At 37.5% G+C, this 26576-nt stretch carries 25 protein-coding genes; 3 read left to right on the forward strand and 22 right to left on the reverse strand.

The window, feature by feature from the left end:
* Positions 1-264: 264 nt before the first annotated feature.
* Positions 265-2760 (reverse strand): SF1B family DNA helicase RecD2, encoded by a 2496-nt coding sequence (gene recD2, locus H9635_RS10970; protein WP_191700326.1) that lies wholly within the window; start codon positions 2758-2760, stop codon positions 265-267.
* Positions 2761-2921: 161 nt separating this feature from the next.
* On the opposite strand from recD2, the gene hisA reads away from it, so the two are divergent.
* On the forward strand, positions 2922-3686 hold the full coding sequence (hisA, locus tag H9635_RS10975; RefSeq protein WP_191700327.1) for a phosphoribosylformimino-5-aminoimidazole carboxamide ribotide isomerase: 765 nt from the start codon (positions 2922-2924) through the stop codon (positions 3684-3686).
* A gap of 76 nt (positions 3687-3762) precedes the next feature.
* On the opposite strand, the gene H9635_RS10980 is transcribed toward hisA, so the two are convergent.
* The 9 genes from H9635_RS10980 to H9635_RS11020 all read right to left on the reverse strand — a co-directional run bounded on the left by H9635_RS10980 (position 3763) and on the right by H9635_RS11020 (position 14169).
* Positions 3763-4656 (reverse strand): manganese catalase family protein, encoded by an 894-nt coding sequence (locus tag H9635_RS10980; RefSeq protein ID WP_191700328.1) that lies wholly within the window; start codon positions 4654-4656, stop codon positions 3763-3765.
* Between the two features lie 66 nt (positions 4657-4722).
* Positions 4723-4929, reverse strand: coding sequence for a YuzF family protein (locus H9635_RS10985; RefSeq protein WP_225223674.1), 207 nt, complete (start codon positions 4927-4929; stop codon positions 4723-4725).
* Positions 4930-4999: 70 nt separating this feature from the next.
* On the reverse strand, positions 5000-5446 hold the full coding sequence (gene dtd, locus H9635_RS10990; RefSeq protein WP_191700330.1) for a D-aminoacyl-tRNA deacylase: 447 nt from the start codon (positions 5444-5446) through the stop codon (positions 5000-5002).
* A gap of 21 nt (positions 5447-5467) precedes the next feature.
* Positions 5468-7663 carry a RelA/SpoT family protein gene (locus H9635_RS10995; protein ID WP_191700331.1) on the reverse strand — a complete coding sequence of 732 codons (2196 nt, stop codon included), beginning with the start codon at positions 7661-7663 and terminating at the stop codon, positions 5468-5470.
* Between the two features lie 199 nt (positions 7664-7862).
* Entirely contained in the window at positions 7863-8375 is a 513-nt protein-coding gene (locus H9635_RS11000; protein ID WP_191700332.1) for an adenine phosphoribosyltransferase, read from the reverse strand.
* A gap of 16 nt (positions 8376-8391) precedes the next feature.
* Positions 8392-10713, reverse strand: a complete 2322-nt coding sequence (gene recJ, locus H9635_RS11005; protein WP_191700333.1) for a single-stranded-DNA-specific exonuclease RecJ — start codon at positions 10711-10713, stop codon at positions 8392-8394.
* A gap of 171 nt (positions 10714-10884) precedes the next feature.
* Entirely contained in the window at positions 10885-11259 is a 375-nt protein-coding gene (locus H9635_RS11010; protein ID WP_191700334.1) for a LapA family protein, read from the reverse strand.
* 114 nt (positions 11260-11373) lie between these two features.
* On the reverse strand, positions 11374-13647 hold the full coding sequence (secDF, locus tag H9635_RS11015; RefSeq protein WP_191700335.1) for a protein translocase subunit SecDF: 2274 nt from the start codon (positions 13645-13647) through the stop codon (positions 11374-11376).
* Positions 13648-13860: 213 nt separating this feature from the next.
* Complete coding sequence (locus H9635_RS11020) at positions 13861-14169, reverse strand: post-transcriptional regulator (RefSeq protein ID WP_191700336.1); 309 nt, start codon at positions 14167-14169, stop codon at positions 13861-13863.
* Positions 14170-14301: 132 nt separating this feature from the next.
* Between H9635_RS11020 and H9635_RS11025 the strand changes: the two genes are divergently transcribed.
* On the forward strand, positions 14302-15771 hold the full coding sequence (locus H9635_RS11025) for a putative polysaccharide biosynthesis protein (protein WP_263617090.1): 1470 nt from the start codon (positions 14302-14304) through the stop codon (positions 15769-15771).
* On the opposite strand, the gene H9635_RS11030 is transcribed toward H9635_RS11025, so the two are convergent.
* From H9635_RS11030 to H9635_RS11065, 8 genes are all read right to left on the reverse strand, one after another.
* Positions 15751-16392 (reverse strand): DUF421 domain-containing protein, encoded by a 642-nt coding sequence (locus tag H9635_RS11030; protein ID WP_191700338.1) that lies wholly within the window; start codon positions 16390-16392, stop codon positions 15751-15753. The genes H9635_RS11025 and H9635_RS11030 overlap by 21 nt on opposite strands.
* Before the next feature lie 100 nt (positions 16393-16492).
* Entirely contained in the window at positions 16493-16753 is a 261-nt protein-coding gene (gene yajC / locus H9635_RS11035; RefSeq protein WP_191700339.1) for a preprotein translocase subunit YajC, read from the reverse strand.
* Positions 16754-16881: 128 nt separating this feature from the next.
* Positions 16882-18039, reverse strand: a complete 1158-nt coding sequence (gene tgt / locus H9635_RS11040) for a tRNA guanosine(34) transglycosylase Tgt (protein WP_191700340.1) — start codon at positions 18037-18039, stop codon at positions 16882-16884.
* A gap of 117 nt (positions 18040-18156) precedes the next feature.
* Positions 18157-19194, reverse strand: a complete 1038-nt coding sequence (gene queA / locus H9635_RS11045) for a tRNA preQ1(34) S-adenosylmethionine ribosyltransferase-isomerase QueA (RefSeq protein ID WP_191700462.1) — start codon at positions 19192-19194, stop codon at positions 18157-18159.
* 15 nt (positions 19195-19209) lie between these two features.
* The gene (gene ruvB / locus H9635_RS11050; protein WP_191700341.1) at positions 19210-20214 is read right to left on the reverse strand and encodes a Holliday junction branch migration DNA helicase RuvB; all 1005 of its coding nucleotides are present in this window, start codon (positions 20212-20214) and stop codon (positions 19210-19212) included.
* 17 nt (positions 20215-20231) lie between these two features.
* Positions 20232-20852 (reverse strand): Holliday junction branch migration protein RuvA, encoded by a 621-nt coding sequence (gene ruvA / locus H9635_RS11055; RefSeq protein ID WP_191700342.1) that lies wholly within the window; start codon positions 20850-20852, stop codon positions 20232-20234.
* Positions 20853-21055: 203 nt separating this feature from the next.
* Positions 21056-21838, reverse strand: coding sequence for a phosphotransferase (locus H9635_RS11060; protein ID WP_191700343.1), 783 nt, complete (start codon positions 21836-21838; stop codon positions 21056-21058).
* A gap of 50 nt (positions 21839-21888) precedes the next feature.
* On the reverse strand, positions 21889-22908 hold the full coding sequence (locus tag H9635_RS11065) for a LysM peptidoglycan-binding domain-containing protein (protein WP_191700344.1): 1020 nt from the start codon (positions 22906-22908) through the stop codon (positions 21889-21891).
* Positions 22909-23032: 124 nt separating this feature from the next.
* Between H9635_RS11065 and H9635_RS11070 the strand changes: the two genes are divergently transcribed.
* Complete coding sequence (locus H9635_RS11070) at positions 23033-23560, forward strand: transcription repressor NadR (RefSeq protein ID WP_191700345.1); 528 nt, start codon at positions 23033-23035, stop codon at positions 23558-23560.
* Between the two features lie 50 nt (positions 23561-23610).
* Here the strand turns inward: H9635_RS11070 and H9635_RS11075 are convergent, their stop codons facing one another.
* The 4 genes from H9635_RS11075 to H9635_RS11090 all read right to left on the reverse strand — a co-directional run bounded on the left by H9635_RS11075 (position 23611) and on the right by H9635_RS11090 (position 26568).
* Positions 23611-24903: an FtsW/RodA/SpoVE family cell cycle protein gene (locus H9635_RS11075; RefSeq protein ID WP_191700346.1), complete on the reverse strand. Its 1293-nt coding sequence runs from the start codon at positions 24901-24903 to the stop codon at positions 23611-23613.
* Positions 24893-25288, reverse strand: a complete 396-nt coding sequence (locus H9635_RS11080) for a helix-turn-helix transcriptional regulator (protein WP_191700347.1) — start codon at positions 25286-25288, stop codon at positions 24893-24895. Before H9635_RS11080 ends, H9635_RS11075 begins: the two co-directional genes overlap by 11 nt.
* A complete protein-coding gene (locus H9635_RS11085; RefSeq protein WP_191700348.1) occupies positions 25281-25826 on the reverse strand; it encodes a sigma-70 family RNA polymerase sigma factor in 546 nt (181 codons plus the stop codon). Before H9635_RS11085 ends, H9635_RS11080 begins: the two co-directional genes overlap by 8 nt.
* 352 nt (positions 25827-26178) lie before the next feature.
* Positions 26179-26568, reverse strand: a complete 390-nt coding sequence (locus H9635_RS11090; RefSeq protein ID WP_191700349.1) for a thiol-disulfide oxidoreductase DCC family protein — start codon at positions 26566-26568, stop codon at positions 26179-26181.
* Positions 26569-26576: the final 8 nt, after the last annotated feature.

Consider the following 26576-nt stretch of genomic DNA (forward strand, 5'->3'; position numbering starts at 1 on the left):
GTTTTTATTATACTAACATAATCACATACATATTATTAATTAATAGTTTCTTTAAAAACTTCTGACATTTATATTTTGCGACTTTAATGCTTAAAAGTGTTATGTCGTAATTCCCTTAACTTTTTATTATATTTTAAAAACATTTCCCTTTTTCGATGAAGATAAACAATCCACATTTTATAAAGCATTTTGAAGTCAAAAAAACTTTAATAAAACAAAAAACCAGCTATTTTCATTCAGAAATGAAAAAAATAGCTGATTTTATTATTCATTAAAATCATATGGAGAAATGTCATTCATGCCTATTAATGGATGAATATACGGTGCAGTTTCCACTGTTAAATGATTCGGTAATGATTCTCCGATTTTATGTGAGGAGGTAGTATTTAATAGACCTAACTGTTCAGAAGATGTTTTTGATTGTTTTTTTTCACTAATTCCTTCTGTTTTTACCTCTTTTTCCGGTATTTCATTTACTTCCTGTATTTCTGTAATTTCAGGATCAAGTCGAGCCTTTAATGTTGTTAGTCGTGTTAAATCATCATTTTTGGCTAACCCATTCGCTAATACATCCGGCTCGCCACATAAAATTAAAAAGTTTTTTGCGCGTGTTATTCCGGTATACAGTAAATTTCTACGTAGCATTTTAGAGTAGCTGCGAACTACCGGCATAATAACAGTTTGAAATTCCGAACCTTGGGATTTATGAATTGAACAGCAATAGGCCAAAGTAATTTGATTTAAATCCGCACGTTGATAGGTAACTTCAATTCCATCATAACTTACGATTAATAAATCCTGCTTTTCCACTGTTTCCTTTGCCCGAATAATGGAAATCACTTCACCCATGTCACCATTAAATACATTATTATCCGGCTGATTGACAAGCTGGAGTACTTTATCACCGATTCGGTATATTGTATCCCCAAAAACAATTTCCTTTCGTGTTCCGTCATTCGGATTAACGAGCTGTTGTATTTCTTTGTTCAAACTATCAATACCAGCCGGACCTTTATACATTGGAGCAAGTACTTGAATGTCACGGATTGCCTGCCCTTTAGCAAGAGCACCTTTCACAATTTGTGTAACAACACTTGTCACTTGTGCTGTTCCGGCTTGTATGAACGAGCGGTCCGTAGTTTTGGCTGTTAATGTTTCCGGAACGGTCCCCTTCTTAATCTGATGAGCCATTTCAATAATCGTAGACCCCTCTGCCTGCCGGTAAATATCGGTTAATTCCACTGTTGGAATTTGTTTGGATGCAAGCAAATCCTTTAATACTTGTCCAGGTCCTACAGGTGGCAATTGATCCTGATCGCCTACAAATACTACCTGTACATCTTCATGAAGCGCTTTAAGCAACTGATGGGCAAGCCACGTGTCTACCATTGACATCTCATCAATAATAATAAGACGACCGACAACTTCACGCTCCGTTTCCTCATCCTTTTCCTGACCATTAAATCCTAATAAGCGGTGAATCGTCATCGCTGGTAAACCTGTTGATTCGGCTAACCTTTTTGCTGCCCGACCAGTTGGTGCTGCCAGGACAATAGGAAATGGCTCTTCTTTTTCCGCATAAGTTTTTGGATTCAATGATAATCCATGAAGTTCTGCATAAACTTCGACTAAACCACGCACAACGGTCGTTTTCCCTGTACCTGGACCACCTGTTAAAATCATAACGGCAGAGTTTAGAGCGGTTTCAATAGCCAGTGCTTGCGTAGGTGCATATGTCACATCATACTGTTCTTCAATATCACCAATTGCTTTACGAATTTCATCACGCGAAAAATTCTCTGCTTTTTTATTTTTTTCTTTGAGCTCATTTATCTTGCTGGCAATGCCGACTTCACTAAAATACAGAGAAGGTAAATACATACGAGTTTCTTCACCGCAAATTTTTGATTCTTCCCGCATTTCAATTGCTGCCTTCGAAATTGCCTCGTATGGAATTTCAATACGCTGACTTTGCTCAAGCATTTCTTTAACCATTGGAAGAACCATTTCTGCATCCAAGTAGACATGACCTTCTGATAATGCTGCATTTGTCAGTACATGAAATATAGCCGCTTTTATACGGTCCGGGTGATTTCCCGTTATCCCTAGCTTCGCACCAAGTTCATCGGCACGAATAAAACCGACCCCTTCTACTTCTTCAATAAGCCGGTAAGGATTTTCTGTTAATAAACTTAAGGTTTCTTCCCGATAAGCCTGATATATTTTCATACCAAGCTGTGGTCCAAATCCCCACTCATTGAGGCGAACCATTACCCTCTCTAACCCTAAATTTTCTTCGATTGTTTGACGAATGAGCAACTTCTTTTCAGCAGATAAACGAGGAACCGCATCAAGTGCATATGGATCTTCTAATATTTTGGTTAACGCATCCATACCCAACTTTTCAACAATTATTTCTGCCGTTTTCCGGCCTACCCCTGAAAATAAGTCGCTTGATAAATAATGGACAATGCCTTGCTCTGTTGTCGGTACTTCTTTTTCAAAAGTTTCAATTTGAAATTGCATCCCGTATTTCGGATGACTTTTCATTTGTCCGGTGAATCGATAGAGTTCATCGTCTACTAACTTCGGAAAATAGCCTACGACAATAATTTCTTTTTCATCATACTGAAGGTTTGTTTCTTGTATTTTGACACGAACAATGGAGTACATATTCGTTGTATTATGAAAAATTGTTACAATAGGTCGACCTAAAATAAATAGCTTATTTATGTCAAACAAATTTAGATTTTCCGCCATTTTCATGCCACGCTTTCTAATAATTGTATGCTCATTTTATCATACACGCAGCGCCCTGTCTTACTATATAATGCATGACTTGTCCCGTCTGATTTTTCTATTAATTTAGCACACTAAAATGTTATGATAGGAATAGATTTCAAGAGAAAGTAGTGAAGAACATGAACTTTAGACCTTGTATTGATTTACATGACGGGAAAGTTAAGCAAATTGTCGGGAGTACGCTTGGATATGATAATAAAGAAGTCATTGAAAATTTCACATCGGATCAAGATGCCTCGTATTTCGCTTCATTATTCCAGCAAAACAAACTAACAGGCGGACATGTTATTATGCTTGGTCCTGGGAATGAGGAAGCAGCAATTTGTGCATTACATGCATATCCAAATGGACTGCAAATTGGTGGCGGCATTACTGCAGAGAATGCACAAAAATATATCGAATCCGGTGCATCACATGTCATTGTCACTTCATATATTTTTCACGATGGATTGCTTGATCTAAATCGATTGGAAAACTTAGTTGAAAAAATCGGGAAAGAACATCTAGTCCTTGATTTAAGCTGCCGCAAGCGCGATGATAAATGGTATGTAGTAACAGATAAATGGACAAAATTCAGTGATTTTGAAGTAAATGCACAATCGATAAAAGACATTGAAGCATATTGCGATGAGCTGCTTATTCACGCAGTGGATGTTGAAGGAAAACGCGGAGGCATGCAGGAGGAATTAGTACGTGATTTGGCTGAATGGACAACGATTCCAACGACATATGCTGGAGGAGTTCGTTCGCTGGATGATTTAAAAAAGTTTGAAGCCATTTCAAACGGTAAATTACATGTAACGATCGGGAGTGCACTGTCCATATTCGGTGGGGATTTGGATTTCCAAACAGTTGTTAATTACTGTGAAGGCATAAGTGAATGACGTCAAAAAAATATGAAATAATGTGAAGAAAAGGCTGTTATAGGAAGTTGTTTACTTTCCCAAAACAGCCTTTATTTTATATATTGGACATGAGTCGTTTCGCAATCATCTGAAATTCTTCCGGACCGATTCCCGGAGCAAATTCTTCCGGTAATTCGTCTAAATCCGGCATTTTTGCACCCTTTGGCATTCCTTCCTCTACAATGAGGGGAGCATTCGTCCATGGATGTGGTCCTTTCCAGATTTTATTGATATCCTGATAATCTCCTACGTAATTCCACGTAAACAGTACATTTCCATATCCGCGATCTTCATACTTCCGCGCATGATCAAATACATGATTATCAAGGCTAGGTATCGGAAGCATCTTCGTTACATCCAATCCTGTTGCCATCTCAATTGCTTTTGCATAAGCAACAACATGTGTTCCGCCGCGTACTAATAAATAGCCGATCATTTCACGTGCTGTTGGATGATCAGTCATTTCATATACACGCATTTTATGAGTTCGTGCTCCACATTCCAAAAAGAAATTATGCAGTAAATCAAGCACTAAATTTCCACTTGAAAATACATATTCGCCATTCCATGGTTTCCCCATCGAATCTACAGGTAAAGATGTTTGTGCAGATGCAATAAAACTTTGTGTATTGCGCATATTTTTAGCGTTCATCATCGGAGCAAGATTCGGGTTTCCGGAAAACGTTGTATCCTTGCTTAATAAATTGATGGTAGTGGCAACGAGTTCAACATGTCCAAACTCTTCTGCTGTAATACTCGCAACTAAGTCATAAAAAGGCTTTAGTTTTTTCTTTCCTCGGAAGTTGAACGACTGATACATATAGTTATTGAGAGTCGACATCTCCCCGAATTTCCCGCCTAACAGTTCTTGTACAGCACTCGCTGCATTTGCATCACCATATTCAACTTGTGGTAAATCAATTGCTAAACGATTAACGCGTTGAAACAATAAAGCACCCCCTAATTGTCATAGTAAGCTTATGACAATTAGGGGGTGCATAGACCAAATCATACTTTATTTTTTCAAAAACGGCATAATCGATACAATTTTATCAATCCGAATATAAAACGGTGTTTGGCAAACATCAAGCACAATATAATCTGGACAGATAGCTGCTAGAACTCCTTGTTGAACTCGATTCCCATCTTGTTGTACCGCAACCATTTGACCTAAATAATTTTGAATTGCTTCCAACCAATAAGCGTTAGGAAAAGTACTCATTTGAACCAAAAAATCACTCCTTTGTATGCATACTGTACAATATGCTTTCAAGGAGTGATGCGTTCATTGATTATTTAGCTTTCGACTCAATAGTAATTGTAACTGGTCCGTCATTAATAAGTGCTACATCCATCATTGCACCGAAAACGCCTGTTTCAACATGTAAGCCATGTGCTTTTAATTGTTCATTAAAAGCATTCCATAAAGGCTCAGCCTGCTCTGGTCTTGCTGCTTCCACGAAGCTCGGTCGTTTTCCTTTACGTGTATCAGCATATAAAGTAAATTGGGAAATGGATAAAATGTCGCCGCCAACTTCCAGTATAGAACGATTCATTTTCCCTTCATCATCTTCCCAAATGCGCAAATCAGTAATCTTTTTTGCCACATAGGCAATATCCTCTTCTGTATCGCTATGTGTAATGCCGACTAACAGCACGTAACCTTTATCAATGGCACCAGTTTTCTGTCCGTCCACTGTTACCGAAGCCTGTTTTGAACGTTGTAGTATTACTCGCATAACATAACCTCTATCTATAAATTAATTAATGACACGTTGTACCGAATAAATATCCGGAAGCTGCTTTATTTTCTCCACTACTCGATGAAGCCCTGAAATATTTGTAATCGCTATTGTTAAATGGATCGTAGCAATCTTTTCACGATCAGCTCTACCTGTAACTGCTAAAATATTTGTTTTCGCTTCACTTACTGCGTGCATCACATCATTTAAAATACCAGGACGATCAAACGCAGAAATCTCGATATCTACCGGATAATCTTTGCGTATTTGTGTACCATCATTTTCCCATTCCACTTCAATAAGACGTTCTAAGTTGCCATCTTCCTGAATATTAGGACAATCAGCTCGGTGTACTGATACACCTCGACCTTTTGTTATAAACCCGACAATATCATCACCCGGTACCGGCGTACAACAGCGTGAAAGACGAATTAATAAATTATCAATCCCTTTAACAATAACACCAGATTCAGTACGTTTTTTAGGTGTAGGATTGTTCATGCTTTTAACGATTTTTTCGAGCGCTTCTTCCTGTTCACGCTCTTTTCGCATCTTCTCAGCTAATCGGTTGACGATTTGTTGGGCTGTAATCCCGCCGACACCAACAGCTGCATATAAATCATCTTCATGTGTATAGTTAAATTTATCAATAACGCGTTTAATATTTTCTGGAGTTAAAACTACCTTCATATCAAACTCTTGTGCTTTTATTTCTTTATCTACAAGCTCTTTACCTTTAATTACACTTTCTTCACGCACATGCTTTTTGAAAAACTGTTTTATTTTATTTTTTGCTTGAGAACTTTGGGCAATCTTAATCCAGTCACGGCTTGGCCCAAATGATTGCTTTGAAGTTAAAACTTCCACAATATCCCCTGTTTTTAATGGAGTATCAAGAGGCACCATTTTGCCGTTAACTTTTGCACCGATTGTTTTATTTCCGACTTCAGAATGGACACGATACGCAAAATCGATTGGGACAGAGCCCGCCGGAAGTTCGATAACATCCCCTAATGGCGAGAATACATAAACCATATCTGAAAATAAATCGAATTTTAATGATTCCATAAATTCCGCCGCATTTGATGATTCGTTTTGGAATTCCAGGATTTCGCGGAACCACGTTAATTTTTGGTCTATATTTTCCTTACTTCGCTCGACTGTTTTGCCTTCTTTGTATGCCCAATGTGCGGCGATACCAAATTCAGCAATTTTATGCATTTCCTTCGTACGAATCTGCACTTCCAATGGATCACCATATGGACCAATGACCGTTGTATGCAAAGATTGATATAAGTTTTGCTTTGGCATCGCAATATAATCTTTAAATCTGCCAGGCATTGGCTTCCATAATGTATGGATAATACCAATAACTGCATAACAGTCTTTAATACTATCGACCAAAATTCTTACAGCCAATAAATCATAAATTTCATTGAATTGCTTCTTTTGAAGAACCATTTTCCGATAGATGCTATATAAATGTTTTGGACGACCATAAACATCCGCCTCAATTTCAACTTCCTGAAGTTGCGAATTAATTTCATCCATTACATTGTCTAAATAGGCTTCACGCTCATCACGCTTTTTCTTCATCAAACTTACTATCCGGTAATATTGCTGGGGATTTAAATAGCGTAATGCCGTATCCTCCAGCTCCCACTTCACTTTCGAAATTCCTAAACGATGCGCTAAAGGAGCAAAAATTTCCAGTGTTTCCTGTGAAATGCGACGCTGTTTTTCAGCCGGCAAATGTTTCAATGTTCGCATATTGTGTAAACGGTCTGCCAGTTTAATTAAAATGACACGGATATCCTGAGCCATAGCGACAAACATTTTTCGATGGTTTTCTGCCTGCTGCTCTTCTTTTGACATGTATTTAATTTTCCCAAGCTTCGTTACACCATCTACAAGCTTGGCAACTTCTTCACTAAATTCATTCACTAAATCTTCACGTGTTACGTCTGTATCTTCTACGACATCATGTAAAAATCCAGCGGATACTGTTTCAGGATCCATTTGCAGTTCTGCCAAAATACCTGCTACTTGTACTGGGTGAATAATATATGGTTCTCCAGAGCTACGGAACTGCTCTTTATGGGCTTCTTTTGCTACCTCATATGCTTTTACAACAAAGGTAACATGTTCTTCGTTCATATAAGATTTGACGAGCTCGAAAACATCTTCGGGCGCCAATATTTGTTCTTTCGCCATCATTAGTCCACCTGTTCTTTTAATTTTCGCAATAAGTATAACTTCAATTGTATAAAAGATAGCTACTAAATGTAAAGACACGCGGTCATTTAGTTTTGCAGAAAGTCGAAATTTGTAGAATTATTGAACAGCTATTAGCAATTAATTTCATTGAAAAAAAACTATCTCACATAAACATGCGAGATAGTTCGATAATAAATTAATATTGAATTAATGTTTTAATCGGAACAGATCCGATTTTGTTACGACCATTTAATTCTGTAAGCTCAATAATAAATGCAGCGCCTACAACCTCGCCGCCTAATTGCTCAATTAAGCGTACAGTTGCTTCCACTGTACCACCTGTTGCAAGTAAATCATCACAGATTAAAACCTTTTGACCTGGTTTTACAGCATCGTTATGCATTGTTAACGTATCTGTGCCGTATTCCAAACCGTAATCTGCAGAAATGACTTCACGAGGTAATTTACCTGGTTTACGTACTGGTGCAAAACCGATTTCTAAAGCATAAGCTACCGGACAACCGATAATAAATCCGCGCGCTTCTGGACCAACAATAATTTCTGCGCCAACTTCTTTTGCATATTTAACAATTTCATCAGTTGCATATTTGTATGCAGGACCGTTATCCATGATTGTCGTAATATCTTTAAAGCTGATGCCCTCTTTCGGCCAGTTTTCAACTGTTGTTACGTATTGTTTTAAATCCATTCTTCCTATGTCCTCCTCAAGAACTCAATCGTTCATTAAACCATTGTTTAAGCTCGCTGTATGTAGCATATACAAGCTTCTGCTCAAGCTCGATTTGTTGTGAACGCATTTTATATGACGGGGCTTCTGACAATGCTTGTTTTGGTACATTTTCATTTACTGTCGTCAGACCATTCTCTATTGTAACAAATCCTAGCTCAAAAAACACTGTTGTCATAAATTTAATTACTTCCATATTTAGGCCAATATGTTCCGACAATTTCTGGATATGCTCATTTAAGTTAAAAGCAGGACGTTTTTTTAAGAAGCCATAATACCATTTGAAATGATCTCGTGTCGGCATTCCGTTAAAATAAGCAGATTGATCCGTATGGAAATGTGCATAAATCCGTTCAATCTGTACTTTATTTAGTATTTTCTCCAACAGTAAAAAGTTTTCAGGTAAATCAAGCAAAACAATATTTTTATGAAGCGTTAAGGGATTCACCTCATCTGTAAAGTGTATAATCTCTTTTGGAATCGCTTGTTCAAAGTGATCTTTCGTCTGTTTAAAAAACGCAATAAAATCCGTTTTTTCAATATTGACCTTCGCTACCCAATTGCTTGTTTGACTTTTTCCACGATAGTCATATAGTTGCCACTCATTAATACGTACATCCTGGACCATAAATTGCGGCTTTTTATTACCTTGCCACTCATTAATTTGTAAATCCCCTACTAAAGATAAAGCGATGCCATAGGATATTTCGTCATGTAAATAACCTTTATTAAAACCGATTGCATCTAATGAATTGTAAGCATCCTCCAACTCCATCTTCAAATGATTTTCAGCTGACCCAATTTTTCTAAGCGATTTTGCTTTCACATTTTGAATAGCAAAAATCGGTTTTGGAAATTCCGTACCAAAAGGCGCTAATTTACGTATTTCCTGTATTGCATCAACTGTAATTTCATTTAAATCAATAGGAACATCAATTTGCAATTTTTGTACCAGTTGCTCCTCCGATAAACATGCTTTAGCCTGTTCATTTAAACGTGTTCTCAAAGCTTCGACATGTTCAATTGGCAATGTCATACCTGCTGCCATCGGGTGTCCACCGAAATGAGGTAAAATATCGCGATTTTTCGCCAGTTCATTGTACAAATGAAACCCTTCGATACTACGGGCAGAACCTTTTGCAATTCCTTTTTCATGATTAATGGAAAGAACAATAGTCGGGCGATAATATTTTTCCACTAATCGGGAAGCCACAATACCAACAACCCCGGGATTCCATCCTTCTCCAGCAACTACTAAAACAAGCGATTGTTTTAAGTCCTCATTATTTTCAATCATAGAAATCGCTTCATTGCTAATATCCTCAACTATTTTTTTGCGTTCAGTATTTTTATCATTTAACTGTTTTGCAAGGTCATTTGCCTGCAGCGGATCTTCACTCATTAAAAAATGCACACCTGGCTCTGCACTTCCTAAGCGACCGATCGCATTTAACCTAGGACCAAAATAGAATCCTACAGTTTCTTCATTAATCTCTCTTTGATTGGTTCCTGACGCCTCACACATTGCTTTTACCCAAGGGTTTGTAGACTGTTGTAACGCTTGGAGACCTCGCTGTACCAAAAAGCGGTTTTCCCCGACTAGAGGTACTAAATCGGCAATCGTCCCAATTGCTACATATTCAAATAAATGATCAGGTATCTCGCCATATAAAGCATGCGCTAGCTTAAAGGCTACCCCCACTCCAGCAAGCTCTCCGAATGGATAATGTCCTTCAGGTATACGTGGATGAATAATAACATTTGCGTCTGGTAATACATCCCCTGGCTCATGGTGATCAGTAATGATAACATCCATCCCGAGCTCCCGTGCTACTTTCACTTGTTCGATGCCACTAATACCATTATCGACAGTTATTATTAAATTTACGCCATCTGCATATGCTTTTCGGAAAAGTTCTTCATTTGGACCATACCCATGTGTAAATCGATCAGGAATAACAAAGCTTACATCTGCCCCTATATCAAGTAAGGCATTCATTAACACAGTCGTACTTGTAATACCGTCCGCGTCATAGTCTCCATATACTAAAATCTTTTCCCCGTTCTCTAATGCATCTTCAATACGAGTAATGGCTTCTTCCATTCCCGCCATTAAAAAAGGATCATGGTACTGGCTTTCATCAATTTTTAGTAAGGAGGCTGCCTGCTCTGAATTTTCACAGCCTCTTGCAATTAAAATTTTTGCTGCGATAGATGAAATATTTAATTGTGAACTTAGTTGTTTAATTAGTTGTTCATCTTGTTCCTCTATTTTCCAAACTTTTTGTGATTGTATCATATATATTCACTTCCTCATGCAGTACATTATACCGAAAATCACGTGCGTTTCCTAAAGATAATTTCGTAAAATACCATTCTAATATAGGGTTTAGAAGAGATAAATTTACACTTAAAAAAGTGCTACCCAAAAGTTTATCACTTTTAGATAGCATAACATTGAAGAATTCCATTATTTTGTCCATTCTTTATTTGTATCATATTCAACCGGAATTTCTTTTACTTTTAATGTAGATTCATCACGCTTACGTAATTCTTCTTTTAAACGTAGAATTTCAGCATCCTTTTCATTTAACAAAACACGTGTATCATCCAGCTCTTTTTTCACTAATTTTGATTGACGCTTGCTCCCTAACATTCGAAATGCCGAAAAACAAAAGCTAATAATAAATCCGACTAACACTGATCCTAAAATCACTAAAATTAATGGCCAATTGGCTTCTCCGAAAATATAGTTTACCGGGACACTGTCTACATTTACCGTAGCAAAAATAGCGATAATAATAGCAAAAATAAGACCTATAACTAATGTCCACTGTATTTTCATAAAATGCCCTCCTTTAATGGTGTATCCATTAAAGGTTATTCCTTATATCGTTTTAACCTAAACAAAAAGCATGCAATTTTGTCTTATAAACAAAATTGCATGCTTCCAATACTATTATACTTGTGGCTCGTCTGAACCCCATTGTTTTTTCTCTTTTTTCACTACAGATGTACCTTTTTTGTCCATCTCACGGCATTTTAGAGAATACCAAACTTGTGTTGCAATACAGATTGAAGAGTAGATACCCGTAACTAAACCAATTAATAAAGCGATTGAGAAGTTCTGAATTGAAGGGGCACCTAGGAAAATAAGCGCCAAGACAACAATAATAACTGTTAAGACAGTATTGATAGAACGTCCCATCGTTTGACGAAGTGATTTATTAACGATAACTGCCAGCTCTTCTTTTGATGTAATTTTTTCTTGACGATCAATATTTTCACGAATACGGTCAAACGTTACAATTGTGTCGTTAATAGAATAACCAACTATTGTTAATACTGCTGCTATAAATGTAATGTCTACTTCCAAACGTAATATACTGAAAATCACGACAATAAAGAATATATCATGCAATAATGACACAATAGCACCAAGACCCATACGCCACTCAAATCGAACTGCTACATAAATGATTATTCCTATTGCAGCTAACGCTAAAGCATACATTGCATTTTTGGCCAGCTCTTTACCGACTGTAGCGGAAACCGTACTTAAGCTTGGCTCCTGACCAAATTGCTCATTTACCTGCGCTTTGAAGTCCAGTACTTCTTGTTGAGAGAAGTCTTCTTTATAACGCATTACGGCAACATTTTGCTCATCCCCGGAAATAACTACATCTTCATTTGCATACCCAATCTCATCTAAGTAATCGATAACTTCCTGTTGTGTTAATGCTGTATCTGATCCAATTTCCACTCGTGTACCTTGAGAGAAATCAATGCCGAGATTCAGCTTAAATACACCAAGTACTATAATACCAACTACTAAAATGATTGAAGACAACGCGTAAAACTTTTTACGGTTTCCAACGAAATCAAGTTTATCGAATTTTGTTGATAATTCTAATGATGTAGTTCCTTCTTTAAGCGAATGCTGTTTCGATTTACTAATACCAAACCATGCTGGATTGTTAAAGTATCCACTGTTAACAAGTAAACCTTGCAACATGCGAGATCCCCAAACAGCTGTTACGAAAGATAATAAAATCGAAATAATTAATGTAGTTGCAAAACCTTTTACAGAACTTGTCCCATAATAGAATAAAACTACAGCTGCAAGCAGCGTTGTTAATTGCGCATCGATAATCGCAGATAAAGATTGTTTGGAACCCAATTTATATGCGTCTTTAACAGTATGTCCTACACGTAATTCTTCACGAATACGCTCAGCTGTTAAAATATTTGCATCTACAGCCATACCAATACCTAATACGATGGCAGCAATCCCTGGTAAAGTTAATACTGCATTAATTCCGTTAAATACGATTAAAACTAAATAAGTGAAAACTGATAACGTAACAATCGAAATAAAACCAGGTAAGCGGTAGTACAGTAACATAAAGATGAAAATTAATAATACGCCAATTACTCCAGCCAGTACCGTATCATTTAATGCGTCTTCACCAAACTGAGCACCAACCGATGTTGAGTATATTTCTGTTAATTTTACAGGTAAAGAACCTGCATTTAATACAGATGCAAAGTTTTTCGTTTCTTCTACTGTGAAGTTACCCGAAATCATAACATCTGTTGTATTTAAAACTTGCGTTACTGATGCAGCTGATTGATATTTCTGTTCGCCAGGCGGCTTTTGACTTTCTGCAGCGTATGAATCTACGCCCTCTTCAAAATCCAACCAAACAACTAATAGGTTATTCGGAGCACCCATGCTCATTACTTTTTGAGTAACTTCAGCAAATTTTGATGCATCTTTTAAAGTTAATGTTACGATTGGCTGATTTTGCTGGTCAAATGACGCAGCTGCGCCACCTTCCTTTAAATCCGTCCCATCGAGTAAAATATTATCGTTTACATCACGGAATGTTAAATTCGCTGTACTTGATAAAAGCTCACGGGCAGAAGCTTGATCTGCTAAACCTGCAAGCTGTACACGAATTCGGTCTTCTCCTTCAATTTGAATGCTTGGCTCACTAACCCCGAATGCATTAATACGATTGTTTAATGCAGTTGTTGTATCTGCCAATACACTTTGTGTAATGTTTTGTCCATCCACAAGAGATTCCACTTCATACAGTACTTCAAATCCACCTTGAAGGTCCAAACCAAGCTTTACGTCGTCTAAAACCTTCTCTACCGTTGTGCCCATCCCTGTAAATAGCAATGCTACTACTAGGATAAACGTAATGATACGGTTTGCTAATTTCATTAAAAAATCCTCCTCAATATCACAAGAAAAGCACTGTGATGTAAAACGTAAAAATAACTACAAAAATCTATGTATCTATAGCACAAATTTTTTATCGCTTTCTAAAAATAACATCGATACTTTAAAAAGCGCAACACTCTCATTATGAAACAGCTTGTGGAAACTGTCAAATTATTACTAGATAATTTGTTTTTTATACTATCTCTTTTATCCCTATTCCTTAAGAGGATGGAATAACCCCTGAAGCTCTTCTTCCGAAAGTTTTAAATTTAATTCATTGCGTTTGAAATCGCTAATTTGCACATAATTTAGTACTTCTGAAGCGGTAGTGCCAAAAATGCCAGACGTTAACTCATGTAATCGTAAGTTCTGCACATCTTGTTTGCGCCAAACTTTGTCGACACAATATTTCCATAAATCCTGTTCTGTTAGAGCATCATATCCATAGTAATGGAATTCCTCAATTTTGTTCGTCAATATAAGCTGAACTTTTTCGTAAAGACTGAAAAATGGAATTTGCATTTCGATCACTCCTATACTTAGGTTTTAACTGCGATTAGTATTGCATACTTTATTGTATCTGAATGAAATTAAATTGAGAAGGGAGAATATTGAAGTTATTTGGGCTCATTTTTAAAAGGAACATTATTTTTAATGTTTGTCATATTCATTTCTAAATGTCTTGGGTTTATTTACAGAATGCAGTTTATGCGTATTGCTGGAGAAGAGGCTGTCGGACTTTATATGACAGCTTATCCGACCTTTATTTTTTTCATTTCTCTTATTCAATTAGGTATTCCCATTGCAATTTCTAAGCTAATTGCAGAATACTCCGCAAAAAGAAAAGTTGAACATGTTGCAACAATTATGAAAACGGCTATAAAAATTTCTGCTATTTCTATTATTTTATTTAGTCCATTCGTTTATTTTAGCATCCCGTATATTGCAAAAGTGCTATTACATAATGAAAATTTGATTTTCACACTTTATATTAGCATATTCACAATTCCTATCGTTGTATTTTCAAGCTTGATAAAAGCATATTTGCAAGGCTTAGCAAAAATTGCTCCTACTGCATGGGCACAGCTTCTTGAACAACTTGTTCGAATCGGTCTAATTGTTGTATTATTACCGTACTTTATTTCTGAATCACCTGCCATAACAGCAGCTGCAGCAATGGGTATTACAGCAATAGGTGAAATCTTTTCTTTATTATTTTTGGCTTACTTCTATAAAAGGTCCAGTAAAGCATTTAAAAAAGGCAACAGCAGCGGTTCGTTTGCAAAACCGATTTTTAATATTGCGCTTCCATCAGCAGGCAGTAAATTATTCGGAACATTTACATGGTTTTTAGAGCCGATTATATTCCTAAAAGCCCTAACTGTTTCTGGTTTAGCAGCAGGTGCTGCTACAACACTTTACGGAATTATTTCGGGTGTTCACATACCGTTGCTACTATTCCCGGCATTTATCCCAGCAGCTCTGGCAATTGTCCTCATCCCTGCAGTAAGCAGTGCTATGGCCAGCGGTAATTACACATTGGTGAATAAACGGGTGACACATTCTTTAAGACTGTCTTCATTAATTGGCTGTTTAGCCGCCTCTTTATTCTTTTTGCATGGAGATGAACTGACAATGGTTCTTTTCCATTTAGAAGAAAACCGTGGCTATATGAAAATATTGGCACCAATTTTTTATTTTTATTATATTCAAAGTCCGCTTCATTCAATTTTACAAGCAATCGATGAAGCTCAGGCTGCTATGATGAATTCCATTTATGGCGGTATTGGAAAACTTTTCATTCTGTTTTTCTTGGCATCACAGCCATCTATTCAGGAAAAAGGGGCAATTATCGCCATTGGTTTTGGCGTATTAATCACGTCTTTCCTGCATATTGCCTCCATTAAGCAACAGAAGAAAATCAATGTTGGCTTTAGATTCTTTTTCCTGCCTTACGGTATTTTCATCATTACTTGCATTGCTTTGCCATTGTTCACGAAAGGCATACCGTTATTTACTAGTTGTTTCGTTACTATTGGTGTCGTAATGTTATTACTATTCATTACAAAACAAATTCGAATTAATGATTTCCATTACATCCGATCAATTTTTTCGCGCTCGTAATTGGACAAACCACTTTTCATTTTCATACGTACAATAAAAAATGTCCCTTATATTGGGATATCCATTGACTAATAATTCATGCACCAGCCATTCTTCATCTTTTCCCATTATTTTCAAATGTCTTTTATCAACATAACCATCCAGTATTAATGGCAAAATAAATCCACCTTGATCTTTTTTGTAAACAGATAATTTACCGGACTGTTCCAAAAATGCATAGGCTACATCCTGTACAGAGCAGACTCCCTGTTCACGAAGCTGCTGGAGCAGATCATCTAGGTTGTATCGCTGTTTTTTCATTTCAGATTCACAAATCCAGCCGTCTCTAATGACCATTGTAGGATCGCCTTCAATAAAGTCACGTAATCGTTTATTTTTTAATATAGACCAAGAGTTTAAATACTGAATTAAAAACAATAATATAATTGGTAATATTGCTTTTGAAAACTCTCTATGTATGTCATCTAGTGCAAGTGCCGCAACTTCAGCCATCAATACAAAAATCGCCAAATCAACAATGCTTAGCTCACCAACTTCACGTTTGCCCATAAGTCGAAATACAACAAGTAAAATAATATACAAAAGAACTGTTCGTATAATAATAATCATATAATCATTCATTTCGCTCACCTCTTTCTTACATTTTAGCTTGTACAAAAATGTAGGAAAGATACAAAAAGCTTGCGGAAAATTAACATTTCCGCAAGCTTTTTTCATTCGTTTAAACTGATTCTACACGACCAATTGCTTGGCGCTCAAATTTCAAACGAGTATTTCCGTCAACTAATAAATAAACAACCGTATCTTCAATTGCATCTACTTCTCCGTGTAAGCCACCTACAGTAACTACTTTATCTCCACGTTTTAAGCTATTTTGCATTGTTGCTGTTGCTTTTTGACGTTTTTGTGCTGGACGAATTAAAATGAACCACATCGCAACGAACATTACGATAATAGGTAAAAATTGTACTAAGCCTTCCATTCTTAAATTGCCCCCTTTCTCTATCTCTTTCTCACTTACCTAGTATAGTATAGAATTGTTAAGTTTTGCTCAAAAAAACTCTACTTTTTCTAAAAAATTATATTAATTTTCGGATTTCGAACATATTATTAGAAGTTTTTTGCATTTGGTTTGTTATAACCATATTTTTCGAAAAATTCTTCTTTAAAATCACCTAAACGGTCTTCACGAATCGCTTGGCGTACATCTTCCATTAATTTAATTAAGAAGCGTAAGTTATGGTATGACGTTAAACGTAAACCGAATGTTTCTTCTGTACGTAATAAATGGCGTACATACGCACGTGTATAGTTTTTACATGTGTAACAATCGCAATTTTCATCGATTGGCGTAAAGTCTTTAGCGTATTTTGCATTTTTGATGACCATACGTCCTTCAGAAGTCATGAGTGTACCATTACGTGCAATACGTGTTGGCAGTACACAGTCGAACATATCAATTCCGCGCATTGCCCCATCAATTAGAGAGTCTGGTGAACCGACACCCATTAAATAGCGTGGTTTATTTGCCGGCATCATTGGTGCAGTAAAATCTAATACTTTATTCATAATATCTTTCGGCTCACCAACAGATAAACCGCCGATTGCATAACCTGGGAAATCAAGCTCTACTAAAGCTTCAGCAGATTTACGGCGCAACTCTTCATATTCCCCGCCTTGAATAATACCAAATAGCCCTTGCTCGTCTGGACGTGCATGTGCTTCTTTACAGCGCTTTGCCCAACGTGTTGTACGATCAACAGATGCTTCCATATATTCATATGTTGCTGGGAATGGTGGACATTCATCAAATGCCATCATAATATCAGAGCCTAGATCATTTTGGATTTCCATTGCCTTTTCCGGAGATAAAAATAGCTTGTCTCCATTTAAGTGATTACGGAAATAAACGCCCTCTTCTTCAATTTTACGGAACTTTGATAAAGAGAATACTTGGAAACCGCCTGAATCCGTTAAAATAGGACGGTCCCAGTTCATGAATTTGTGTAGGCCACCCGCTTCTTTTACAATATCATTTCCTGGACGAAGCCATAAATGATACGTATTAGATAAAATGATTCCTGCATTCATTTCTTTTAATTCTTCAGGACTCATCGCCTTCACGGTAGCTTGTGTACCAACGGGCATAAATGTCGGTGTTTCAAATGAACCATGTGGTGTATGGACAATCCCTAAACGAGCTCCTGTTTGGGCACATGTTTTAATTAATTCATATCGAATTGGTACTTGGTTTGTTGTTTCTGTCATAATAAAAAATCCTCTCGTTTCTAAAGTAAGAACACTACTTCGAATGAAAACACCTACCACTGTTGTAGTAGGTGCACACAAATAATAATTGTATCGATATGTTACCTGAATTGCAAATTACTTCCCTGGTCGAATGAACATTGCATCTCCAAAGCTAAAGAAACGGTACTTTTCTTCAACTGCTTTTTCGTAGGCATTCATAATTGTTTCTTTCGTAGCAAGCGCACTGACAAGCATGACTAATGTTGACTTCGGTAAGTGGAAATTCGTAATAAGACCATCAATTGCCTTATATTCAAATCCTGGATAAATGAAAATATTTGTCCATCCTTGTGATGCCACAATTTTCCCATCATTTTTTGATGCCACAGTTTCAAGGGTACGAGTAGAAGTAGTTCCTACCGAAATGACGTTCCCTCCTGCTTGCTTCACACGGTTAATTGCAGCTGCAGCTTCTTCCGATACACTATAAAATTCTGAATGCATATCATGGTCTTCAATGGAATCAACACTTACAGGGCGGAATGTACCAAGCCCTACATGCAATGTGATGAACACGATTTCTACACCCTTTGCTTTTATAGCTTCTAGTAAAGGCTCAGTAAAATGCAGTCCCGCTGTCGGTGCCGCTGCAGATCCACGTTCCTTTGCAAAAACTGTCTGATAACGTTCCTGGTCGTCCAACTTTTCACGGATATATGGTGGCAAAGGCATTTCACCCAGTTTATCCAGGATTTCATAAAAAATGCCATCATACGTAAATTTAAATGTGCGTCCGCCATGATCTAGTTCGCCAGTACATGTTGCAGTCAACAGTCCATCACCAAATGTGACAACCGTTCCGACCTTTACACGCTTTGCAGGTTTAACTAGCGTTTCCCATTCATCCTCATTTGTTTGCTTTAATAGTAATAATTCTATATTGGCACCTGTGTCTGCTTTAGTCCCCATTAACCGAGCCGGCAGCACCCGTGTATCGTTTAATACGAGACAATCCCCTGCTTTTAGTTCATCTAAAATATGAGCAAATGTATGATGCTCAACTTCCAAAGAGTTTGGGTTAACGACCATTAAGCGGCTCGCTGTACGGTCTAATAATGGTGTTTGGGCAATTAATTCTTCTGGTAAATGAAAATCAAAATCTTCTACTTTCACGGTCATTACTTCCTTCTATTCTTTTTGTGCCGGCGGATAACCGAAATGGTCGTAGCATAGGTTTGTAGCTATCCGACCACGTGGTGTACGTTGAATAAAGCCAATTTGCAATAAAAACGGCTCATACACATCCTCAATTGTAATTCTTTCTTCTCCGATGGATGCTGCTAGCGCATCTAAACCAACAGGACCACCACCGAAACGTTCAATCATCGACTGCATCAGTTTATGATCTATATGGTCAAGTCCTCTTGGATCAACTTGTAGAAGCTCCAATGCTTGCTTCGCCAAATTGTGCGAAACAACACCGTCTGCTAATACTTGTGCATAATCACGAACTCTTTTTAATAAACGATTTGCTATTCGTGGTGTTCCACGGGCACGTCTTGCAATTTCATAGGCCGCTTGTTCATTTAATGCAACCCCAAACAATTCGCCCGATCGAATAACAATTTCCGCCAGCGACTGTTCATCATAATATTCCAGTCTCGCCAAAACACCAAAACGATCACGAAGCGGTGCAGAAAGAGCGCCTGCTCGTGTCGTCGCACCAACAAGTGTAAATGGCGGCAACTCTAAACGAATCGAACGTGCTTCTGGACCTTTTCCGACAACAATATCCAGACAGAAATCCTCCATGGCTGAATATAGTACTTCCTCAATAGCACGTGGCAAACGATGAATTTCATCAATAAAAAGTACGTCACCTGCTTCGAGAGAACTTAAAATTGCTGCTAAATCCCCTGGTCGTTCAATCGCCGGACCGCTTGTCATTTTTACGTTTACATTCATTTCATTAGCGATAACGATAGCTAATGTTGTTTTTCCTAAACCTGGTGGACCATAAAGGAGTACATGGTCAAGACTTTCCTGACGTAGCTTAGCGGCTTCGATAAATATTTTAAGGTTTTCCTTCACTTTATCTTGACCTATGTATTGCACTAAACGCTGCGGTCTTAAAGAAAGCTCAAATTGCTCTTCGGCATCTGTTGCTTCACCTGAAAGTACACGGTCTGACATGTTATCTCACTCCTTTTTTATTTCAATTTCAACAATAGCTTTAATGCCTGTTTAATATAGGCATCCGTCGTCGTTAAACTTTCATCTTCACTTAATTGTGGTTTAACCTTATCCAGTTCCTTTTCGGAGTAGCCTAATGCCAGTAGAGCAAGCATTGCCTCCTGAAGTTCATGTTCATTTGGATTAACACCAAATAACGGCAGCTCATTTTCTGCGCTCGGTAATTCCACCGAATCAAGCAGCATATCGAGCTTTCCTTTTAAATCCAAAATCATTTGGCGTGCTGTTTTTTTACCTACACCAGGGAATCGGATTAAAAATGCTTCGTCTTCCATTTCAATTGCCTGTATTACGGAAGTAGGGTTCCCACTAGCTAAAATCGCCAGTGCACCTTTTGGACCGATACCTGATACTTGAATTAGTTTTTTGAATAATTCACGCTGCTCCAAACTATTAAATCCATATAAATTTTGTGCGTCTTCCCTTACCTGCAAGGACACAAATATTTGCTGATCGCTTGCTGAAATTCGGAATGCATATGGATTGGGAGTAAAGATCATCCAGCCAATGCCTTGTTGTTCTAATACAATATATTCTGGTGTAACTCTGGTTACTTGTCCTTTTAAATAATCATACATCGTTCATCCCTCACTTTTCTCGATTTATTATAGCATACGAAAAGGTAAGTTACCGAACGTACGTTGCTTTTATTCGAGACTAACAGCCATGCGGATACCGATTTCGATTTTATGCATTTTTAAATACAAAAAAGACTGTCCTATAAGACAGCCTTAAGTTTATCATATTCTTTATCTTGTATCACAGAATTATATGCTACAATTTAATTTTGCAAAATTTCAATTTGTTCTGCTAAAGAATCTTTATATTTAAGCCACCCATACACAATTGATTGGATGAATGGATAGCAGGCAATTTTTTGTCGGTCGCTTAATTTGAGATAAAATAAACATTCCCTCAAAATTTCATTAGGGTAATTCAAATAATGAAGCTTCGGCTGAACAATCTGTAAATAAGGATGATCATTCATTACCTGCTGTAAATTATATTTAGTTTGTGGCATTACGCGATGAAGCCATAAAATAATCTCATCTGATGCTTCTCCTAAAGAAGCTAAATCAAAATCAATAAGCTTTACTTCTTCACCACGTAACATCACGTTATGATGAACGACATCCCCATGTAAAATTGTCTTAGTTTCAGAAGGTACAGTCCTTTGCGCCATTGTATTTAACGCATAGGACGCATGCTTAACTAATTCGTCATAATTGTTTTTTAATAAGCGTCTTAGCTCTCTTTCATTTGCAATAAAGCGTTCGAAGCGCCTCATCCACTTCTCCGGCATTCGGTACAATGAAAGCATGCCTGTTTCATTCCAATTAATTTTTTCATTGGTTTCATGCAATTGTTGGAGCGCATAAATAGCAAAATACTGATGTTCAAACCGCTTATAATCAACACTTTTCCCATCAAACCATCGTTGTTTTAAAATATTTGGCTCTTCATTTTCTTCTACAGGAATATGATATGGGAATTGTATATTTTCAAGCTCACGATGAATCATTTTCACTTTTTGTGCAATAAATCCATCTTCATAATACTTCATAAAATAAGACCCTTTTTGTGTATCCCACTTCCAGCAATTCTCTTTTATGACTATTGACATGACTTCGGCGGTTGTGGCATCGGTTGCATTTGAGGCATCATACTTGCTGGATAAGGCATCATTTGTGGGTGACAGCAAGGGTTTTGTTGGTGCATCATATAATCAATTTCATTATAGTAATGGTTTACTAATTGCTCTTTATCCGGGCAATGGTTTCTTTTTACTGAAGACTCATCTTGATAGATTGGCTGCATTTGCATATGCATTGGATGTTCCATATGCATATATGGTTGCATTTGCGGATGCATATACATTGTTGATTCCATTGTCATGTGCTGACATGATGGGCACACCGGCATTTGATGCATCGGCATTTCCATTGGCATTCGATGACATGACGGACAAACCGGCATTTGATGCATCGGCATTTCCATTGGCATCCGATGACATGACGGGCAAGCCGGCATAGGACGCACTGGCATTTTATGGCATGAAGGACACACTGGCATTTGAGGCATTGGCATTGGCATCGGCATTGGCATTGGGTGAATAAACTGTGGCTGATGTTCGAAGACTGGTTGCTGCGGCTGTGGTTGTGGCTGTGGTGGTTGTTGAATGATAATAGGTTGTTGTGGCATCATCTGTGGCATATAGACGGGTTGTGGTTGTGTAATATTGTTTTCAAATGTTGGTTGTACATGAACATTCGTTTGCCAATTTGGCATTGGCATCGGCATTGGCTGAGGAGTAGGCTGCAAATAAATGTCCCCTTGCCAAAGTGGCTTTTGTGGCTGCGGCATAGGTACCGGTGTTGGAACGGGTGCCGGCATTTGAACGGGTTGCTCTTTCACAGGCTTTGGCTGCTCCTTCACTACTTTTGGCTGTTCCTTTACAACTTGCTTCACTTCTTTTTTCTGCACGGAATCTGGTAAATATATTTCCATCCCTGGAACAATATAATCAGGGTTAGCTAAATGTGCATTTAATCTTTTTAAATCTTCAAAACCAATCGCATATTGCTTTGCGATTTTCCACAAAGTATCTCCCTTTTGAACAATATGAACGCGCACATCTTTCCTCCTTTTCTCGTAATAGCATATGCATAAATTGTGCTATTGCCACAATGTTCACAGTAAGTACACTATAATTATGATAAGATGTAATGTAACTGGTATGCTAATTGAGGTGGAATTGATGAAAAAATTATTAGGCGAAGAACGCCGTCTAGAATTGCTTGCATTATTAAAGAATGCAGTACAACCGCTAACAGGTACAGAATTAGCAAAGCATACAAATGTTTCGAGACAGGTCATTGTAAATGATATGAATTTATTAAAGGCACGAAACGAGCCTATTGTCGCTACAAGCCAAGGTTATATTTATATGCATAACGTACAACAAACGCGTATACAACGTAAAATTGTCTGCATGCATAATGCAGAGGAAGCAAAAGAAGAGTTATTTATATTGGTCGATTGTGGGGTTATGGTCGAAAGCGTTATTGTCGAGCATCCGGTATACGGAGAAATTACCGCTTCGATTATGGTATCAAACCGCTTGGAAGTGGAGCATTTTGTAAAACGGGTTCAAGAAACTAATGCCCTTTATCTTTCTGCATTAACGGACGGTACACACTTACACGTCATTAGCTCGACTTCTGAAGAAAGCTTGAATCTGGCCGAAGAGAAATTACGTCAGCGGGGCATTTTAATCGAAAACTAATAAATACAGCTTATTCAAAAAGACCTTGTCTAATGAATAAGCTGTTTTACTTATGAGTAGTTCTGCTGCACACCACTCCCGATGAATGTCTTCCGGCGATACACGCTAAGTGCAATACCGATGACAAATGAGTTTAGGAGAAGAGATGTAAAACCGTAACTTATAAACGGAAGCGATAATCCGATAATCGGCAACCAACCAAGAATCATTGCCACAGAATATCCAAACTGCATGCAATAAAAAGATACTGCTCCGATTACAAGCAATTTGCCATATGAACGGGCTAATTGTTTTGCTTTCCAAAGTATACGAATTGCGATGGCGAATAATATCGTTACGACAGCAATTCCTGCAATGTAACCAAATTCCTGGATAAGCTGTACTAAAGCAAAATCTGTATGCCCTTCCGGAATATATCGGATCGTCTCTGCCCCAAACCATCCAGCTTCATTTAATGCATTTTTGATTGCCAAATAAACATAGCCTTCCTGTGTGGCATAGCTTTCCGGATTCAGAAAAGCATAGATACGTACAAGCTGGTAATAATGCAGCTGCGGAGTAATCAGAAACATTGTACTAGCGATTAGGCCTATCACAGTTATACTTGTCATAATTTTCGATTTTAGCGAGTAGTCACTTAAATAAAACAAAATAGTAACGACCCCTGCATAAATAAGGGCTGCTGTCAGATTTGGCGCACTTAAAATAAACCATAACGGCACAACAAATAAGACGATTAACTGCCAACTTCTAAATTTTTTCTGTGTAAAAAAGCCTGCCCAAGCAACGAGCAGCAATGGTAAAACGGTCCAAGCCTGAATCTGTACCGGCCCTACCATTAAATAGCTTTGCCCAGAAACCATAGCTGTCGGAAAATAATTTAATATCATTAACAAAATAAGTGCACCCAAATATATAGCTAGACTGAAACGCTCCAGCTTCCGATAATCGATATACATCAGTGCCGCAATCAATATGGCGGCACAAAGAAGGTGTACCCATTTGCTTCGAATAAAATAATCAGTCATATCTGCCCCAAAAATAACGGTACTATCAAATGTTAAAATCGGGATAAAGCTTGCCCCTAATAGAAGTGCAACTAAACTAATTAACAGCCAATCGACTTTGGGCCGGTGAATCTTGTCCATCGATTTTCCGAGTGTGGATGGTGAGCCCATTTCATCAATTGCTTTTCGTTCCGCTTCATCGGGTGTATACCCTTTTTCTAACCAGGTATTTTTCGAATGTCCTATATGGTGCTTTAATTCATCATATACATGTACCTGAGCTTCTTTTGAACGAATAAAAGCTGTTACTTTATTTAAAAAACGTTCACTCTGCATGCATACGCACCCCCAATAGCCGCTCCTTCAATGTCAGTTTGATTTGTCCCTCTTGCTGTAATTGTTTTTTTCCGGTCTTCGTTAACTCATACCGCTTAACGCCGTCCGTCCAATTTGCGAGCACAAACCCATTCCTTTCCTGTTCATGAAGAATTGAATAGATGATTCCCTCATTATTGATTACATCCTGTATTCCCCTTACATGCAGTAATTGCGTGATTTCAATACCGGACTTTGATTCAATTAAAAGTGATAAAATTACCCTTTTCAACTCATCGATGTTTAACTGTCGTTGGACATTTTCTTTATGCTGCTCTGTGAACTTTGTGCTGGAAAATGCGGTGCGATCCATCGCTTTTTTCAAATTTTTTAAACGATCATCCATTTTCTTCACGCTCCAGATGTTTTTTTAATAGCTGCTTTCCTTTTCGAAGCCTTGTTTTTACCGTGTTTTCACTAATTTGCAGTATTTCGGCCATTTCCTTCATCGTCTGATCTTCGTAATAGCATAAATAAATAACTTCACGGTATTTGACTGGCAGTGTCATGACCGCCTTGACTAAGTTATCATCTTCCTGCTGCTGTATGACTTCTTGTTCAACGGAAGTACCGCTTTCTACTTGCATAAAGACTTCATCGTCTTTTGCTTCGACATTTTTGGCATACCAGCTTTTCAAATAATCTTTTGAATGGTTAATTGCAATGCGCCAAAGCCATGTTTTTAACGATGAACCATATTGAAAAGAAGGAAGTGCCTTGTAGCATTTCACGAAAATCTCCTGCGTTAGATCCTCGGCAACCGCGTTATTATGTACATATTGCATGACAAGCTTTAATACGTCTTCTCCGTAATGTTGCATTAATTCATCTATAATCGCTTCATTTGATAATTTAGCGGTATCATTTATTAAATAACTTTCCACAGAAATACCTCCTTTCATCAATTAGACGAACCCCGTTTTTAAAAAGTTTGATTTAATTACAATTAATTAATAGGATACTGAATTAAGTAGTACGCGGGAAATTCTAATATATTTATAAATCTTCTAATATAATTTTATTTTTTCTAATAAAATCCCGATTTTCTAATAAAACGTCCCATTGTGCTAAAATGCAATGACTTTTATCTAATATCTCCGTTGGATTTGCTAATATCCAATCATCATTTTCTAATATCCCACAGCAATGTTCTAATATAATGAGGGAAGCATCGCATTATTCCGCAGTTTAAACATAAAAAAAGTGCACCCATTGACGCGAGTGCACAACTTCATTTTATAAAAATCTTTTTCGCTGCTCTGCTGATGGTAGCATGCATGCATCTTTTTTACCGAACCATTTGTAGCGGTTTTTTGCAACGAACCGATAGACAATATCCCTCAGTGGTTTTGGCACTACAATGAAAATATAGCACAGCTTCCAGAGGCCAGTTAGATTTCGTGCAATTTTAAGCGCTGCTGTCGATTCAGTAAAGTAATTATCCCCTTCAATCAATACAATGCTGTCCGTCTTTTCGGAGACACCAAACTTTTTCAACATGTCAATCCCGCTATCACTTTGAAGTGAGGTAAACTTAAACAATGTTTTCGGATCACGCTTTATAATAAATTGAACACTTGCATCACAGAAGTTGCATTCTCCATCAAATAGTATAAGACGTCTCAAGATCTCCA

Origin of the sequence: Solibacillus faecavium, assembly GCF_014836905.1 — a bacterium.
GTDB lineage: Bacteria > Bacillota > Bacilli > Bacillales_A > Planococcaceae > Solibacillus > Solibacillus faecavium.